The organism is Halomonas sp. GT (genome assembly GCF_002082565.1).
Taxonomy (GTDB): domain Bacteria; phylum Pseudomonadota; class Gammaproteobacteria; order Pseudomonadales; family Halomonadaceae; genus Vreelandella.
In genome coordinates this window covers 3,126,956-3,144,008 of the sequence record NZ_CP020562.1, presented here as the reverse complement: position 1 = coordinate 3,144,008, position 17,053 = coordinate 3,126,956, and the positions used below count along the sequence as shown (strand labels likewise).

General features: G+C 51.9%; 15 protein-coding genes. 10 read left to right on the top strand and 5 right to left on the bottom strand.

Annotation, left to right across the window (positions count from 1 at the left end):
- The first annotated feature begins 36 nt into the window (after positions 1 to 36).
- From B6A39_RS14475 to B6A39_RS14465, 3 genes are all read left to right on the top strand, one after another.
- On the top strand, positions 37 to 2,220 hold the full coding sequence (locus B6A39_RS14475) for an OsmC domain/YcaO domain-containing protein (protein WP_083006822.1): 2,184 nt from the start codon (positions 37 to 39) through the stop codon (positions 2,218 to 2,220).
- Between the two features lie 253 nt (positions 2,221 to 2,473).
- Complete coding sequence (locus B6A39_RS14470; RefSeq protein ID WP_083006820.1) at positions 2,474 to 3,937, top strand: alanine/glycine:cation symporter family protein; 1,464 nt, start codon at positions 2,474 to 2,476, stop codon at positions 3,935 to 3,937.
- 39 nt (positions 3,938 to 3,976) lie between these two features.
- Entirely contained in the window at positions 3,977 to 4,987 is a 1,011-nt protein-coding gene (locus B6A39_RS14465; RefSeq protein ID WP_083006819.1) for an asparaginase domain-containing protein, read from the top strand.
- Between the two features lie 11 nt (positions 4,988 to 4,998).
- On the opposite strand, the gene B6A39_RS14460 is transcribed toward B6A39_RS14465, so the two are convergent.
- The 5 genes from B6A39_RS14460 to B6A39_RS14440 all read right to left on the bottom strand — a co-directional run bounded on the left by B6A39_RS14460 (position 4,999) and on the right by B6A39_RS14440 (position 10,365).
- Positions 4,999 to 6,231: a DUF3422 domain-containing protein gene (locus tag B6A39_RS14460; protein WP_083006817.1), complete on the bottom strand. Its 1,233-nt coding sequence runs from the start codon at positions 6,229 to 6,231 to the stop codon at positions 4,999 to 5,001.
- 82 nt (positions 6,232 to 6,313) lie between these two features.
- Positions 6,314 to 7,543 carry a nucleoside recognition domain-containing protein gene (locus B6A39_RS14455; RefSeq protein WP_083006816.1) on the bottom strand — a complete coding sequence of 410 codons (1,230 nt, stop codon included), beginning with the start codon at positions 7,541 to 7,543 and terminating at the stop codon, positions 6,314 to 6,316.
- Between the two features lie 130 nt (positions 7,544 to 7,673).
- Complete coding sequence (locus B6A39_RS14450) at positions 7,674 to 8,606, bottom strand: lysine exporter LysO family protein (RefSeq protein WP_083006814.1); 933 nt, start codon at positions 8,604 to 8,606, stop codon at positions 7,674 to 7,676.
- Positions 8,607 to 9,278, bottom strand: coding sequence for a hypothetical protein (locus B6A39_RS14445; protein ID WP_232318719.1), 672 nt, complete (start codon positions 9,276 to 9,278; stop codon positions 8,607 to 8,609).
- 151 nt (positions 9,279 to 9,429) lie between these two features.
- On the bottom strand, positions 9,430 to 10,365 hold the full coding sequence (locus tag B6A39_RS14440) for a 2-hydroxyacid dehydrogenase (RefSeq protein WP_083006811.1): 936 nt from the start codon (positions 10,363 to 10,365) through the stop codon (positions 9,430 to 9,432).
- Between the two features lie 222 nt (positions 10,366 to 10,587).
- Here B6A39_RS14440 and doeA point away from each other — a divergent pair, with 222 nt between their 5' ends.
- From doeA to B6A39_RS14410, 7 genes are all read left to right on the top strand, one after another.
- Positions 10,588 to 11,787, top strand: a complete 1,200-nt coding sequence (doeA, locus tag B6A39_RS14435) for an ectoine hydrolase DoeA (RefSeq protein WP_083006809.1) — start codon at positions 10,588 to 10,590, stop codon at positions 11,785 to 11,787.
- 27 nt (positions 11,788 to 11,814) lie between these two features.
- Complete coding sequence (gene doeB / locus B6A39_RS14430) at positions 11,815 to 12,846, top strand: N(2)-acetyl-L-2,4-diaminobutanoate deacetylase DoeB (protein WP_083006807.1); 1,032 nt, start codon at positions 11,815 to 11,817, stop codon at positions 12,844 to 12,846.
- Positions 12,847 to 12,854: 8 nt separating this feature from the next.
- Positions 12,855 to 13,331 carry an Lrp/AsnC family transcriptional regulator gene (locus B6A39_RS14425; RefSeq protein ID WP_083006806.1) on the top strand — a complete coding sequence of 159 codons (477 nt, stop codon included), beginning with the start codon at positions 12,855 to 12,857 and terminating at the stop codon, positions 13,329 to 13,331.
- Between the two features lie 179 nt (positions 13,332 to 13,510).
- Positions 13,511 to 14,380 carry a carbon-nitrogen hydrolase family protein gene (locus B6A39_RS14420; RefSeq protein WP_083006804.1) on the top strand — a complete coding sequence of 290 codons (870 nt, stop codon included), beginning with the start codon at positions 13,511 to 13,513 and terminating at the stop codon, positions 14,378 to 14,380.
- Positions 14,381 to 14,534: 154 nt separating this feature from the next.
- The gene (locus B6A39_RS19090) at positions 14,535 to 15,002 is read left to right on the top strand and encodes a hypothetical protein (RefSeq protein WP_232318718.1); all 468 of its coding nucleotides are present in this window, start codon (positions 14,535 to 14,537) and stop codon (positions 15,000 to 15,002) included.
- Positions 14,924 to 16,006, top strand: coding sequence for a biotin carboxylase (locus tag B6A39_RS14415; RefSeq protein WP_232318717.1), 1,083 nt, complete (start codon positions 14,924 to 14,926; stop codon positions 16,004 to 16,006). The genes B6A39_RS19090 and B6A39_RS14415 overlap by 79 nt, the downstream gene beginning before the upstream one ends.
- A 2-nt stretch (positions 16,007 to 16,008) precedes the next feature.
- Positions 16,009 to 17,046 carry a C45 family autoproteolytic acyltransferase/hydolase gene (locus tag B6A39_RS14410; RefSeq protein ID WP_083006802.1) on the top strand — a complete coding sequence of 346 codons (1,038 nt, stop codon included), beginning with the start codon at positions 16,009 to 16,011 and terminating at the stop codon, positions 17,044 to 17,046.
- Positions 17,047 to 17,053: the final 7 nt, after the last annotated feature.

The following is a 17,053-nucleotide window of genomic DNA, read 5'->3' as shown; positions in this document are numbered from 1 at the left end:
TAGCCGAGGCACACTCATTGCTCCGGATGCCCGTTCATGGAAATTAAAGTCAATTATCTCGATAACCTCCGCTTAGAGGCCAAGTTCGACGACTTCACCGTTATCTCCGATCAGCCGATTCGCTATAAAGGCGATGGCTCGGCTCCCGGTCCGTTCGACTACTTCTTGGCATCGTCGGCGATGTGTGCTGCCTACTTTGTTAAGGTCTACTGCAATGCCCGGGATATTCCTACCGAGAATATTCGCCTGTCTCAGAACAATATCGTCGACCCTGAAGATCGTTATAAGCAGATTTTTAAAATCCAGGTCGAACTGCCAGAGGATATTTCTGAAAAAGATCGCCAGGGCATTCTACGCTCCATCGACCGCTGCACGGTAAAGAAAGTCGTTCAAACTGGCCCTGAGTTTCAGATCGAGACGGTAGAAAACATCGACGAGGACGCCCAGGCGCTGCTGATGGGCGCGCCGGAGGGCAGCGCTACTTATATTCCAGGTAAAGACCTGCCATTAGAACAAACTATCGCTAATATGAGCGCGATGCTGGCTGACCTGGGCATGAAAATCGAGATCGCCTCTTGGCGAAATATCGTGCCCCACGTCTGGTCACTGCATATTCGCGATGCGGCCTCACCGATGTGTTTCACTAATGGCAAAGGGGCTACCAAAGAGAGCGCCCTGTGTTCGGCGCTGGGCGAGTTTATTGAGCGCTTAAGCTGCAACTTCTTCTATAACGACCAGTATTTCGGTGAAGAGATTGCCAACAGCGATTTTGTTCACTACCCCAATGAGAAGTGGTTTCAGCCGGGGCCGAACGATGAGCTTCCCGCTGACATTCTCGATGACCACTGTCGCGATATTTATAACCCTGAAGGCGAGCTATGTGGCTCACATCTGATCGATACCAACTCTGGTCGTGAAGATAGGGGGATTGTATCGCTCCCGTTTGTGCGTCAATCCGATAATGAGACGGTTTACTTCCCTTCCAACTTAATTGAAAACCTGTTCCTAAGTAACGGCATGAGTGCGGGTAACACCCTGGTGGAAGCCCAGGTGCAGTGCTTGTCGGAAATCTTCGAACGGGCGGTGAAGCGCGAAATCCTCGAACAGGAGTTAGCTCTGCCGGATGTACCGCAGGACGTGCTAGCCAAGTATCCAAGTATCGTAGAAGGCATTAACGCCCTGGAAGCCCAAGGGTTCCCGGTGTTGGTCAAAGATGCCTCTATGGGCGGGCAGTTCCCGGTGATGTGCGTCACCTTAATGAACCCGCGTACCGGCGGCGTATTTGCTTCATTTGGCGCGCACCCGAGCTTTGAAGTGGCGCTGGAGCGCAGCCTAACTGAGCTTCTGCAGGGGCGCAGTTTCGAAGGATTAAACGATCTGCCACTGCCGACGTTTAACTCGCAAACCGTTTCTGAACCCAACAATTTTGTTGAGCACTTTATCGACTCGGTGGGCGTCGTTTCCTGGCGCTTCTTTAGTGCCAAGCCCGATTTTGAATTCAGTGAATGGGATTTCTCTGGCAGCAATGAGGAAGAGGCCGCGACGCTGTTTGGCATTTTTGAGGAGCTGGGCGCGGAAGTGTATATGGCGGTCCACGAAGACCTGGGCGCACCCGTCTGTCGTATTCTGGTGCCGGGTTACTCAGAGGTGTACCCCATTGAAGATTTAATCTGGGATAACACCAATAAGGCGTTGGATTACCGCGAGGATATCCTCAACCTGCACCGCTTGGATGACGCTCAGCTTACCGATCTGGTCGAGCGGCTGGAAGAGAGTCAGATGGATGACCATGCCGATATCATCACGCTGATTGGTATCGAGTTCGATGAGAACACTGTGTGGGGGCAACTAACGATCCTAGAGTTGAAGCTGCTGGTTTATCTTGCGCTGCAACGCCATGAAGAGGCGCTGGACTGTGTGCAGATGTTCCTGCAGTACAACGATAATACCGTCGAGCGCGGTCTGTTCTATCAGGCGGTAAACGCGGTGTTAGAGATTACGCTTGATGATGAGCTGGAACTCAACGATTACCTACCCAATTTCCAGCGCATGTTTGGTGAAGCGACCATGGCAGCGGTCGTGGGGTCGGTGAGTGGCGAAGTACGCTTCCATGGCTTAACGCCGACTAACATGCAGTTAGAAGGTCTGGAGCGCCACCAGCGCTTGATCGAAAGCTATAAGAAGCTTCATGCGGCGCGAGCGGCGAAAGCGATTAAATAAAAAGCACCCTCTTGGCTTTTCAAATGCAGACGTGACCGAACGGTGCGCAGCCTTAAACGGCGCGCACCGTTTTTATGTGATGCACTTTGGTGCAGGGCTTGGCGCAGTCGGTGCATACAACTGCACCTCTGCGCCAAATTTAATTCTTCCCCATGCTTGGTAAAACGTTCTCCGCGGCGCGGTTTTAATAAGCGCGACATAAAACGACGCGAATTCCAACATAACGCTAATACAAGAACGCGGAGAAAATCACATGCTTGATATGCTCAATGAGCTCCTCTGGGGAAAGGTACTGCTAGTGCTGCTAGTAGGCGTTGGCATCGGTTTTACCGTTGCTTCCCGCTTTGTGCAGTTTCGCTATTTCGGCCAAATGTTTCGCATATTGGGGTCGGGTCAGGCCTTTAAGCGTAATAAACATGGCCACTTAAGTTCGTTTCAGGCACTTGTTCTATCAGTGGCGGGGCGCGTGGGTGGCGGTAATATTGCTGGCGTAGCGGTCGCGATTACGCTAGGTGGTCCAGGGGCTATTTTCTGGATGTGGCTAGTGGGCCTGATGGGGATGGCGACTAGTTTTTTAGAATGTACCCTTGCGCAGACCTACAAAGAAGCGGAAGGCGATGGCACTTATCGTGGTGGCCCGGCGTACTACATTGTTAAAGGGTTAGGCAAACAGTGGCGCTGGCTGGCAGCGTTTTACTCTGTGTTATTGCTGTTAACCTTTGGTTTTGCCTTTACCGCACTACAATCGTATGCGGTAGCGACCTCGTTTGGTGACGCCTTCGGTGTGCCGGTGCTTTACAGCGGCATTGCCCTGGCCATGCTGGTCGGGCTGATTATTTTTGGTGGTATCAAGCGTATTGCGCGTATCTCAGAGTATCTAGTGCCTTTTATGGCGGTCAGCTATATCGCCATTGCGCTGTTGGTCATCGCCATGAACATTGGTGAAATTCCCGACGTTATAACGCTAATCGTAAAAAGTGCGTTCGGCCTTGAACCGCTGATTGGTGGCGGTATTGGTGCGGCCATTATGATGGGCTTGAAGCGTGGCCTGTTTTCTAACGAAGCGGGTCTGGGCAGTGCGCCTAATGTGGCGGCGGTTGCTTACGTACCGCACCCAGCTAACCAAGGTATCGTGCAGGCGTTTTCGGTGTTCATCGATACCGTGATTATCTGCTCGGCCACGGCGTTTTTGATTCTGCTCAGCGGTGTGTACGACCCGGCCGCAGGTGCTGGCGTTGAAGGTATCGCCCTCACCCAAGCGGCGCTTGCCGACCATGTAGGCGAATGGGGTCGCACCTTTGTTAGCCTCGCGCTGCTGTTGTTTGCGTTCAGTACTATTTTGTACAACTACTACCTGGGCGAGAACAGCCTCAATTTCTTTAGCCGCGATAACCAGAATCTGTTTAACGCTTTCCGTGTCGCCATTGTATTGCTGGTGTGCTGGGGGGCGACCACAGATCTTGGCACTGTGTTCGGATTTGCCGATGTCACCATGGGCCTTCTGGCGGTGGTTAACCTCGTGGCACTGATTCTGTTGTTCAAGTGCGGCCTACGCATCCTTAACGATTACGATAGCCAGCGTCGCCAGGGCATCAAGCAGCCAATTTTCGATGCCAATCAACACCCAGATCTTGAGCTAGATCCGAAAGCCTGGGAGCTAGAGCCTGAAGAGGCCGAAGCGTTAAAGCAGCGTCTAGAAAGCGCGCCTGCTAAGTAAGCCCCCGTATGCACTAACGCTATTAGATAAGGAGAGACTATGCCCCGCGTACTCATGCTCTACACCGGCGGTACCATTGGTATGCAGCCATCGCCACATGGGTATGTGCCTTGCGCGGGGCTGGCCGAGCGCTTAACCGCGCACTTAGCAATGGGCGATGCCGGCAGGCTACCATCGTTTGATGTGCTGGAAATGCAGCCTCTCATTGATAGTGCCGAGCTAATGCCCGACGCATGGAACCGTTTAGTGGCACAGTTAGAAAGCCACTGGCAAGCATACGATGCATTTATAGTGCTACATGGTACCGATACCATGGCGTATAGCGCCTCTGCGCTGTCGTTTATGCTCGGAACACTCAACAAGCCGGTGATCTTCACCGGCGCTCAAATTCCTTTGGGGGAGCCCCGCAGTGATGCACTGAATAATCTCGTCAGTGCACTGCAACTGGTGATCCACTCCGCGACACCTTGTGAAGTGAGTCTGGCCTTTCACGATCGACTGCTGCGCGGTAATCGCGCTCGCAAGGTACGCACTCAGGGGTTAGATGCCTTTGACTCTCCTAATTTCCCCTGGCTTGCCGAACTTGGCATCGCTATGTCTTTCCCTCAGCCCTCTGCGCTGATGAGCGGACTGCCTGACTTTACCCCCATTGAGGTGGATGAAGAGGCTGTTGCGATACTGCCTCTCTATCCCGGCATGTCGCTGCACCGCGCCAAGTTGCTTCTGGCCGATGAACGCCTAAAAGGCTTGGTTCTGCATAGCTACGGTGTGGGCAACCCGCCTAGTTTTGAAGGCGAGCTGTTAAGGGCGTTAACGGCTGCAAATGAACGAGGGGTCGCACTACTCAATGTGACGCAGTGTGCCCAAGGGGAGGTCGTGCAGGGAGCCTACGCCACCGGCGCAGCGCTGAACCAAGCCGGTGTGATTGCGGGAGGTGACATCACGCTGGAAGCCGCCGTTGCGAAACTGACGGTGCTATTAGGTCGTGGCATAAGCGGCCCTGCACTGCGCAAGGCGCTTAGCGTTTCACTACGGGGCGAGTGCAGCTAACGACTTGCCTACTAGTGCTTTTTAACCTTCCAAATTCGCCAGGTTAGGATAGCGATAATCAGTGCACTCAGTGGCGCTATAACGGAGGCGGCGACGTTGGGTTCGATAGTGACGCCGAGTGCTCTTAAGCTTTCCAACCCTAATTTCATTAAACTGAAAATGTAATAGCTGATGACGATGATCGAGAGACCTTCAACGGCTTTTTGGATTTTTAGTTGGCTGCTTGCACGGGCATCTAAGCTCTGCAAAATTTTGTAGTTTTGCCTCTCGATTTCGACCTGGGAGCGGGTACGCAACAAGTCGTTTAAGCGTGTGGCGCTGGTGGCCAGCGTTTCTACTCGGCGATTCATGGCATCGCAGTAACGCACGGCAGGCTCAAAGCGACGTAAAATAAACATGCCAAGCCGGGGATAATTGCCGATACGTTCCTCGCGCAGCTCATTAATGCGCGCCAACACGATGTTGGCATAGGCATCAGTCGCGCTAAATCGTTGGCGAGTTTGTACACCGCAGCGTTCGAGTTTTGCCGAGAGCAGAGTCAATGCATTGAGCAACGGTTCTGCAGGCGAGGTGTGCTGTTCAGCGTGTTGATGAGAGAGCGCTGACAGCTCAGTTTCATAGTGTTGTAACTCGCTACTGAGTGCTTTGGCTTCCGGTAGCGCCAGCATTGCCATTATGCGGTAAGTCTCAATATCAAATAAGCGTCTCGCCATCCTGCCCAATCGATAGCTATCCAGATTATCGTTAACCATTAGCAATCGGTTTCTTTGCTGATCATCCAGGTTGAAGTCGCTCCAAACCGTGGCATCTCCGCCGCCTACCTTTGAGCCCGCTGGCTGGTCTAATCCATAGGCTTCCACACTGCCTGCCCAACGGTTGGCGGTTTCCACGCGTAATACGCTGGCACTGATTATTTGATCGGCAACATCCGCGAGTAAACGGGCTAAAAAAGTCGGCGGTGTTGGCCAAATGCGAGGGTTGCTGTTGTTGTCGTGCTTAATGGTTAGCGTAAAAAACTCGGTGTGCCGCTCCCACTTGACTAAGCAACCCTGGCAACTGACTATTTGTTGCACCTGATCGGGAGTGACAGTGGCCTCTGTCAGTTCTGCTAGGCGATTAAGCAACGTAGTAACGTCATCGCCTTCAAGCGTAAAAGCGTAGTGATGAAGACAGGCAGGCCCCTCAAAATAGATGGGAGGCCGCGCGTGAAGCTCGTTATGTAATGCCGTGTGTTGAGCATGCATGAAGCAAATTACCTAATCTATTGTTGTTACGAGTGTTGTTACGAATAACCAGCTTGGTGGCTAACGTGGTTGCCAAGTGGCGTTAGCCAAAGAACCAGTAGCAGACGGCGATGGCAGTGATAATGCCCGCGGCGTCAGCGATGAGCGCGCAGCCCAGGCCATGGCGAATACGAGTAACGCCGACTGCGCCAAAATAGACCGCTAGAACGTAGAAAGTCGTCTCGGTGCTGCCTTGCAGGGTAGCGGCCAGCAGGCCAGGAAAGCTGTCGACACCAAAGTTATTCATTGTCTCGATCATCATGGCCCGCGAGCCGCTACCAGAGAGGGGTTTTACAAAGGCCGTAGGCAGCGCATCTACGAAGCGTGTATCCCAGCCAACGCCTTCCACCAACCAGCGGATGCCACTCAGCCCTGCGTCTAGAACGCCGCTGGCACGTAGTACGCCAACCGCCACCAACATGGCAATAAGATACGGCAGCAGGGTGACCGTAAAACTGACACCTTCTTTTGCTCCTTCAATAAAGGCGTCATACACCCTCACACCACGCAGTGCGCCAACCACTAAAAACATCATGACAATAGTGAATAACGTTAGGTTGCCCACCAATGTTGAAGCAGCCGCTAATGCCTGGGCTGACATGCCCGCCAGTGTGGTGATTAATAATCCCAAGGCAAACGCTGCAGCGACCAAATAAGCCAGCACCACAGGTTGCCAAAGCTTTAAGCGCTGCATAAGTGAGACGGCCAGAAGCCCTGCTAGGCTGGAGGCGCTGGTAGCCAACAGAATCGGCAGAAAGACCAGGGTAGGCTCTGCCGCCCCTTGCTGAGCACGATAAATGAAGATCGTGACGGGGAGCAGTGTCAGTGATGACGTGTTAAGCACTAAAAATAGAATTTGTGCGTTGCTGGCGGTATCGCGGCTTGGGTTGAGACTTTGTAGCGATTGCATGGCTTTAATGCCAATGGGGGTGGCGGCGTTATCTAAACCTAGAATGTTGGCCGCAAAGTTCATACTAATTAGCCCCATGGCAGGGTGATCACGGGGCACTTCTGGCATTAGGCGGGAAAACAGCGGGTCAAGCACGCGTCCTAGTAAGCGAATCATGCCTGCCTTTTCAGCAATCGAAAGAAAGCCTAACCAAAGCGTCATTGTGCCTAACAGCACTAAAATAATATCGACGCTGACGCTTGCCATATCGAACAGCGACTGCACTAAGCGAGCAAAAACCTCACTATCGCCACCGACTAACCACTGCCATAACGAGGCTGCAAACGCAGCAATGAAAAAGCTTAACCAAATTCCGTTTAGCATGGTGGGCCGTCATCCTGGGCAGTGAAGCAGTTGTGTTTTAACTGCGCGTACACTCCTAACTAAGCGTGCGCAAAAGGGTACGTGGTTACAAATAACGCTGCTTATCCTACCCAATGATTGCCTGCAATCGCTAACCCGACAGCGAAAGAAAAAACAGAATTAGTGGTGGAGAGAGTAGTGACAGGATAAATCCGCTGACCACCGCGATAGGAACGCAGGCCACACCGCCGTGCTGCTGGATCACCGGCAGAGTGAAGTCCATGGAGGTAGCGCCGCCATAGCCAATGGCTAGCGCCGTGTGACGATGGATAACAAGGGGAATCAGAATAAAGGCCAGCAGTTCGCGCGTAAGGTCGTTGAAAAACGCTACGCCGCCCATTAATGGACCAAGTTGGTCGCCAATCAAAATAGCCGAAAGCGAATACCAGCCAAAGCCAGACGCCATGGCTAAGCCTTCATTCCAACTAAGTGAGAGAAGCGGTGCGGCTAACAAGCCAGCCAGCAGTGAGCTCAGCGCAAGGGTGACCGCGATGGCAAGCCCTAGGCGATTCAGCAAAATTTGTTTAAGTGGCATGCCGGAATTGCGTAGCTGGCAGCCAATCAGCACCAACAGTGCGTATAGCACCCATTCGGCTAGCCAGTCGGCGGTGGTAAACAGCGTCTCCCCAATGAGAGGGCCAGTTAGCAAACCAAATATCACGCCAGCGGCCACCACACCTACCAACATGAGTGACCCCTGCATGGCAGCCAGTTTGCTAGTAGGAGCGTTCTTCACCACCGGTGAACTACCGGCTTTCAAAGCGACTTGGCGTGATAGCCACCACAGTGCCCCCAAGTTGAACACGGTAGTAATGCTAAATAGCAGCAGCGCGTTACCGCCTAATCTTGAAAGTTGGCTGCTCAGGTTTTCAAGTCCCGCAAGGCTTACACCCATAAATAACAGTATCAAATAAACCGAGCCATTAACGGCTCGGTTGATGAGATGAAGTAAGCGGGTGGAGCGAACGCGTACTAAGTAGCCTAACAAGAGAGGCAATAAAACAATCAGTAATCCAGAAAACATTTAAGGTGCGTTACCCCCAGCGGGGTTGAATTGAGTCATGGTGAGATACGTCTGGCGACGCCCCTCTTTTCGATATTCTGCCGAGAGGATCAGTCCTGGCCAATCTGGGTGGAAATTAATGTGTAGATATCGGTCGGGCTTTTCTTTATCAATCAGCGTGACGCGCGTGGCTTCGAATTCACCGGCGGGAACGGTAATGGTGTTGGGCTCGTTGATATTCTGTTGATCGACATAGTACTGAAAGTGTTCGTCACGTCCGCGGTGATCAACAAATTCGATATCACAGGGGGTGCTGACCATACAGCCTTCATGACCCGCTCGTCGGGAAAGGTCAAATAGAGCGGCCTGGCGATCAAGCGAGCTAATATCACCTTCGTTGAGCTGGTAACTGTCGCCTACACCCAGTAGTGAATAGCTGCTGTTATAGAGCAAAGAACGGGTAGTGGTGTCATCTATCGAAAAGCGGCTACGCTCCTCGCCACGGGCAATCGCGACAGCAAAATTCATATTACTTAACCAGTGAAGCCCCTCATTACTGAGCGTATGGGTAATGGTCGCTCCGGGCCAACCGCGTATTTCTAAACGGTATTGGGCCTGGAAGGGGTGTGGAGCTTGCAGAGCTTGCTCACCTTGTGGAGTATCTGCTGTTACTAAACCGCACAGGGAAAGCATGCAAGCGCCCAGCATTGCGCTCGCAGACTTAGGGTGTCTGACGCCACTTGTAACATAACGCAAAGGCCCTTCCTCCTTCTCGAGTGTTTTCCTAAGAGCCTTTAGTTAGCGCTTGGTTCCACGCGCAGTATAGCGGGCGGATGGCTAGGCGTCAGTAGCCCGCTTCTGGGCTAATCGTTGCTAACGATTCACCCGCTTCAAATGCCTTAATATACGCAATTACTTGATCAATGGCGTCATTGAGTGGTGTAGGCGCTGCCATATGAGGCGTTACTACCACGCTTGGATGCTGCCAAAGGGGATGGTTGGTTGGAAGAGGCTCTTCACAGAAAACGTCTAGCAGGGCACCACGCAGATGTCCTGGTTTATGCCTGTCACCGAGTGCATCAAGCAACGCCTGTTCATCAATTAGACTGCCGCGGCCGGGGTTAATAACGCTGGCGCCCACAGGTAATTTCGCTAACCGCTCGGCGTTAAGAATACCTTCTGTAGCTGCGGTATCTGGCAAAATGGTGACTAGGCTCTGCACTTGGCCAAGCAGTTCATCAAGACCCTGTTCACCATGCAGACAGCATACGCCGTTAATCTCTTTAGGTGAGCGGCTCCAGCCAAGTACGGGGAACCCTGCTTGCGACAAGTGTGCGGCTACGAAACTGCCGATTGCACCAAGACCTAACACGCCAACTGGCCATTGTGTTTTTTCAGGCACGGCTTGGGGTTTCCAACTGGCGCTCTGCTGTTGAGCAGCGTAGCGATCCATGCTGCGGTAGAAGTGTAGTACGCCGTATAGTACGTAATCTGCCATGAGTTCGGCCATGCCTGCATCACGTAACTTCACGATAGGAACACCGCTTGGAAGGCCGGGTGTTTTTAGTAAGTAATCAACACCCGCGCCCAGGTTGATAATGCCCTTGAGCTGGTTTTGTTCCTTCAGTAAATGCTCTGGCGCTTTCCAAACGGCAAGGTAGTCGGCGTTTTTTCGTTCGTCTTCAGGCGCGTCACTTGTTAATACAGTGGCCTGGGGCAGCGCCTTCTCAAGTGCAGCTTGCCACTGGGCTGAATCATCAATATGGATGACTATTTTCATTTTTCCTCCTGACTGCATGTTAACTATGGTTACGCTACCACGGCTTACCACTATTTTTGTCATAAAGGCTTTGACCGGCAACCAAGGGTCGGTGCTAGTATCGCCTTAAGACGACATTGGCAGGCCTACTGCGGGGGTGGCCAGGTCGATCCTGTGGCCCAGCGTACCTAACTTACAATAGATGGCGCTGGTTCTTAGTGATCTTTGATGGCGAGTTGCCCGATGACTGAGGTTTCCCTGCCTTTCACACGTGAAGAGTATGCTAATCGCTTGTGGAAGGTGCGTGCAGAAATGGCTGGCCGTGGCATTGACGTGCTGATCGTCAGTGACCCCTCCAACATGGCGTGGTTGACCGGCTACGACGGTTGGTCATTTTACGTTCATCAATGCGTATTGGTGGGCCTTGAAGGCGAACCTGTATGGTTTGGCCGCCGTATGGATGCCAACGGCGCGCTGCGCACCTGCTGGATAGACCCCGATAATATTACCTACTATCCGGATTACTATGTTCAAAATCCGGATATGCATCCAATGGAGTATCTTGCCCAATCGATTATGCCCGACCGTGGCTGGCATACCGGTGTAGTGGGCATGGAGATGGATAACTACTACTTCTCTGCTAAAGCCTATCAAAGCCTTTTGCGTGAGCTTCCTCATGCGCGTTTTATGGATGCCAACGCACTTGTGAATTGGTGCAGGGCGATTAAGTCGCCGCAAGAAATAGCTTATATGCGTGTGGCAGCAAAAATTGTTGAAGGGATGCACACGCGTATTTTGGAAGTTATTGAACCCGGCTTGCCAAAGAGTAAGCTGGTGTCGGAAATTTATCGCGTCGGCATCGAGGGGTTTGTCGACGAGAATGGCAAAGTGTTTGGCGGTGATTACCCAGCTATTGTTCCGATGCTGCCAACCGGTAAAGACGCTGCTGCGCCGCACCTTACCTGGGACGACACGCCATTTCGCAAAGGCGAGGGCACTTTCTTTGAAATTGCTGGTGTCTTCAAGCGCTACCACGCGCCGATGTCGCGCACCGTATTTTTAGGAACGCCGCCGACAGACTTTATTCGTGCTGAATCCGCTTTGCTGGAAGGTATTGAGAGTGGGTTGGCCGTGGCTAAGCCGGGAAACCGTACGGCAGATATTGCTATGGCGCTAGGTGCGGCGATGGATAAATACGGTTTTGACCGTGGTGGCGCGCGCTGTGGCTATCCCATTGGTATCTCGTACCCACCAGATTGGGGCGAGCGCACAATGAGTTTACGCCCCTCTGACGACACTATCCTTCAGCCCGGCATGACATTTCACTTCATGCCAGGGCTCTGGGTGGAAGACTGGGGTCTAGAAATTACCGAAAGTATTCTGATTACTGAAAATGGCTGTGAAACCCTGGCTAATTTTCCGCGCCAGCTGTTTGTTAAGTAGCTGTCTATACAATACAAGGGACTTATGATGACGCTCCAACCGAACCAACTGCGGCCCAGCCCTATTTCCGCCACTGTTGATTTCGACGCCGATGGCGTACAGCACGGCTTTTTAAAGCTGCCGATTTCGACCGATGAGTCTGCCTGGGGTGCGGTGATGATCCCTATCACTGTGGTTAAAAATGGCGAAGGCTCAACGGCACTGCTAACTGGCGGTAATCATGGCGATGAATATGAAGGCATAACGTCACTGTTAAAGCTCTCTTCCACGTTGAAAGCGGAAGAGGTAAGTGGTCGGGTGATTATTGTGCCGTGTATGAACACGCCAGCCGTCATGGCCGGAAAGCGCACGTCGCCGATGGATAAAGGCAACTTGAATCGTAGTTTTCCAGGGGATCCAAACGGCACCGTAACGTCGCAAATCGCTGATTATTTTACCCGCGTGCTGGTTCCTATTAGCGATGTAGTCCTCGATTTGCACTCTGGTGGCCGCACGCTGGATATATTGCCGTTCGGCGCTTCTCATGTTTTAGACGATAAGTCTCAACAGCAGGCGGCGCTGGAAGGCGCTAAAGCGTTCGGTGCTCCCTACGCGATGGTGATGTTTGAGCTAGATGCAGAAAAGCTGTTCGATACTGCCTGTGAGCGCCAAGGCAAAGTGTTTGTTGCCACTGAGCTTGGCGGCGGCGGTACGTCCACGCCTCAAAGTATTGCGATTGCTGAACGTGGTGTACGCAACTTTTTGATTCATTACGGCTTGGTGGAAGGCTCGGTAGAAATGCCTGAAGCAGGGCAAATGTATCTCGATATGCCAGATGCCAGCTGCTACGTGCAAAGCCAGCACTCTGGGGTGTTAGAGCTGTTAGTGGCGTTGGGTGATGAGGTGAAAAAAGGCCAAACCATTGCCTATGTCTACGATATGACCCGTAGCGGCACCGCTCCTGTGGCGTACAAAGCGGAGCGTGACGGCATATTGATGGCTCGCCGTGCGCCATCGTTGATCAATATGGGGGACACCCTGGCGGTGATTGCCGATGTTGTTGAACGCCTGGAAGCGTGACAACCAGCATGATGAAACTGGACCGTTATGATTTAAAAATTCTCGATATTCTCTCTCGAGATGGACGAATCACTAAGTCGAAGTTAGCTGAAGCCATCAACCTCTCGGTGAGTCCCTGCTGGGAGCGAGTGAAACGTCTGGAAAATGCGGGCGTTATCGAAGGATATACAGCGCGCATTAATGCCGATGTGTTAATGCCACGCAACGCCGTATGGGTGCAGATCGAGCTCAAACAGCACAATGCTGAGAGTTTTTCCCGCTTTGAAGCGTTAGTCATGCAAACGCCAGATGCCACAGAGTGCGTAGCGGTAGGTGGCGGTGTAGATTATCTGGTGAAGTTTGAAGTGTTTTCCATCGACAGTTATCAACGTTTGATCGATAGTTGGTTGATCTCCGATGTGGGAATAGAACGTTATTTCACCTATATCGTCACTAAGTCGGTCAAACGAACCGAGCCAGGTATTGGATCGAACGACTTTTTATAATATTGGCCTGTGTAAATCGAATTTAACAATTTATCCAGGTGCTTGATCAACGCCATTTCAGCGTTCCGTTGGCTTAACATGAAAATTGAGGCCATTCACCACTAGCTTAGCGAAAGACATCCATAAAAGTTAATTTGCTAAGCGGAAACAGTCAGATCGCCTGACGCAGAGAGAAGCTAATGTCATATTTCACCATTGCCGGTGTTCAAATGCATGCCCTGCACCATGGCGACAATACCGAGGCTATGCGCCATCGGATCGATGCGCTAATGAACCGTTTTCCTCAGGTTCAAATGGTGCTGTTCAGCGAATTAATGCCAATGGGAGCTTCACCGCTCCATGCTCAAACGTTGCCCAGCGATACCGAAGCATTTTTTTGCCAACTGGCTGCGCAACACCGCATTTGGTTAATTCCAGGCTCAATGTTCGAGCAAGTAGGCGAACATACCTACAATACACTGGTAGTCATTAACCCCCTTGGCCAAGTTGTAACGCGTTATCGCAAAATGTTCCCGTTCCGACCTTACGAAGCTGGCGTAGAGGGCGGCAGTGAATTTGTGGTCTTTGATGTACCAACGATAGGACGCTTTGGCGTTTCTATCTGTTATGACATGTGGTTTCCCGAAACGACTCGTACATTGGCCTCAATGGGGGCTGAAGTCATTCTTCACCCCACTATGACGGATACCATTGACCGAGATATTGAGCTATCAATTGCTCGCACCAATGCGGCGATTAACCAGTGTTACTTCTTCGATATCAATGGCGCTGGCGCGTTGGGAAATGGACGCTCTATCGTCGTTGGTCCCTCTGGCGACGTGATTCATCAAGCGGGGATAGGGGAAGAGGTCATGCCTATCGAAATTGACCTAAACCGCGTCCGCCGCGAGCGCGAAACAGGATTGCGCGGTTTGGGACAGCCACTGAAAAGTTTCCGTGACCGTGAAGTCGATTTCTCGATATACCGTAGCGAAAATGGATCCTCTCCTTTCCTTGACACTTTAGGACCACTTGCTAAACCCGTACGTACTGACCAAGACATTTTTTAGGAGTCTATTTGGCTTGACCCATCATCACGAGAAGAACGGATTTCGCGCCAAGCTGGATGATCAATTTAGGCGAATATCGCGATATTTAGCGAAACTCCTAGGCAGCACTAGTTCCACACAGCTTTCAGTACCTGTCATACAAGGAGCGAAAACAATGAATAAAATAACGTCCATTGCAGATGTTCGTAGACATTTCCTAAATAATAAAGAGCCGATCTACTTTATTTCTGCGACGAACTTCAACCTTCTAGGTATCGGTGATTGGGTAGGTAGCTTCCGGCATATTAACTATATCGACTGCTTTGAAGGCAAGCAGCGAAATGTCTTCGTGCCTAAACAGAAGTTCCCCCGCGACTTCGAGAGCATTGAAGACATTAATAACTATCTGCTTGAACACAAAGAAGTCATTGATTTCATTCAATCACGAGCCAACAGCGAAAGTGCTGGGGTGGCATCGTTTTTAATGTTCGATGAGCACACTGAAGAAATTTGTGAGCAGTTGGGTCTGCGGGTTGCCTTCCCCCCGCAGAACTGCGCAAGCGGATGGATAATAAAATTGAGACAGTGCGTATTGGCAACAAAGCCGGCGTGCCCAGCGTGCCCAACGTGTTGGCCAGAGTAGGCAGTTATCAGGAGCTTCTAGAGGTCAGCGAGTCGCTCGGTAACGATTTAGTGGTACAGACCGCGTTTGGCGATTCTGGGCACACCACCTTCTTTATTGCCAGTGAAGAAGACTATTACAAGCATGCTGAAGAGATCGAAGCCGAGCCCGAGGTCAAGATCATGAAGCGCATCAACTGTCGCGGCTCAGCGATAGAAGCATGTGCCACGCGTTGCGGTACGGTCGTTGGCCCGCTGATGACAGAGCTTGTAGGTTTCAAAACATTGACTCCTTATAAGGGTGGTTGGTGTGGCAACGAAATGTTCGCTGGCGCCTTTAGTCAGGAAGTACGTGATTTAGCGCGTGAATACACCTTTAAATTTGGTGAGGCACTGCGCGAAGAAGGCTATCGAGGATATTTTGAACTCGATTTTCTGATCGATATGGATACCAATGAAGTGTATCTAGGCGAACTTAACCCCCGCGTGACAGGGGCAAGCTCCCTGACGAATGTGGCGGCTTTTGCTCATTCTGATATTCCACTGTTCCTGTTTCACCTGCTTGAGTTTTCGGATGTCGATTTTGACCTGGATATCAATGATATCAATGAGCGTTGGGCGCATCCTGAAAGTGTCGACAGCTGGAGCCAGCTGGTTATCAAGCATACCGATGAAAGCGTTGACTTGTTAACGCAGGCGCCTACTACCGGCGTATGGCGCATGAATGATCAGGGCGAGATTGCCTATGATCATTATAGCTATCACCCTCATGCGGCAGAGAACGAGCAGGAAGCCTTTTTTCTGCGTATTAGTGGCGCAGGAGACTTCCGGTATGAAGGGGCCGACCTGGGTATTTTGATTACCCGAGGACGGTTAATGGATGATGACTTCCAGTTGAACGAGCGTGCCAAGGCTTGGATAGACGGCATTCGTGGTCAGTACACCGGACAGGCATTGCAAGATCCAGTGGTGGAGGAAGTTGCCGTCAGCCATGCTATCGGCGGTGGCAACTTTAAAATCCTTTAATCATGGACAGCAACTTTGCTGCGGGCCGAGCGCCTGGTGTGGAGCTGGACAAGGCACTGACGTTTCGCACTGTGCACGAAGAAGTGGCGGGGCCAAAATGGCAGTCGTTGTTCCATTACCACTGGCCTGCCTATGAGCCTTGGTATCTGGCCGAAGGTGAGCGTGAGCGTCCCTCTTATTTAGAGTGTCATAACGCCTTACGCAAGCACATGCCCGAACTGCTGGCTACTTACCGCACGTTATGTGAAGTAGCTGGTGGAGGGGATCTTTCGTCGCGGCTACTGAGTTTGTACCGTCCGCCGCCATATATTACCGGTTGCTCACAGGCGGTGCTAACAAGGCCGATGTCAACCGTGTTGGCACGCAACTATGACTACCCGCCGGAGCTGTGCGAGGGCACTATTCTCTACACTCGGTGGAATCAGCGCCGTGTTATCGCCATGTCTGATTGCCTGTGGGGCGTGCTAGACGGGATGAACGATTCAGGACTTGCTGTTTCTCTAGCGTTCGGTGGGCGCAAGGTGGTGGGGGATGGCTTCGGTGCTCCGATAATTCTTCGCTATATCCTTGAGTTCTGCGATACCGTGCCCGAAGCAGCTGCGGTGCTCGCGAGGGTGCCTACCCATATGGCCTACAACATTACCGTGGCAGACGCCTCAGGTCGTTATGTCACGGCGATGATTGCTCCTGATTGCCGCGCTAGCATTCGGCGGGTGGCGGTGGCTACCAATCACCAAAAGAAAATCGAATGGTATGCCCATGCGCTGGCCTCTGAAACCTTGATTCGCGAGCGTCAGCTTTCGATTCTGGTGGACGACGATGCCACCACTGAAGAGCGACTAATTTCGGCTTTTTCCGCTCCCCCTTTGTTTCGTCATGACTATCGGCGTGGTCTGGGCACAGTGTATACCGCGGTATATCGCACCAAGGAAAGACTTACTCAGTTCCGCTGGCCCGGTAGAGTGTTGGATTTGAACTTCGATGTGTTTCCTGAAGAGCAAATTACCGTTCGCTATGGCTCACGTGGGCTGTACGGCTGATTTAGCA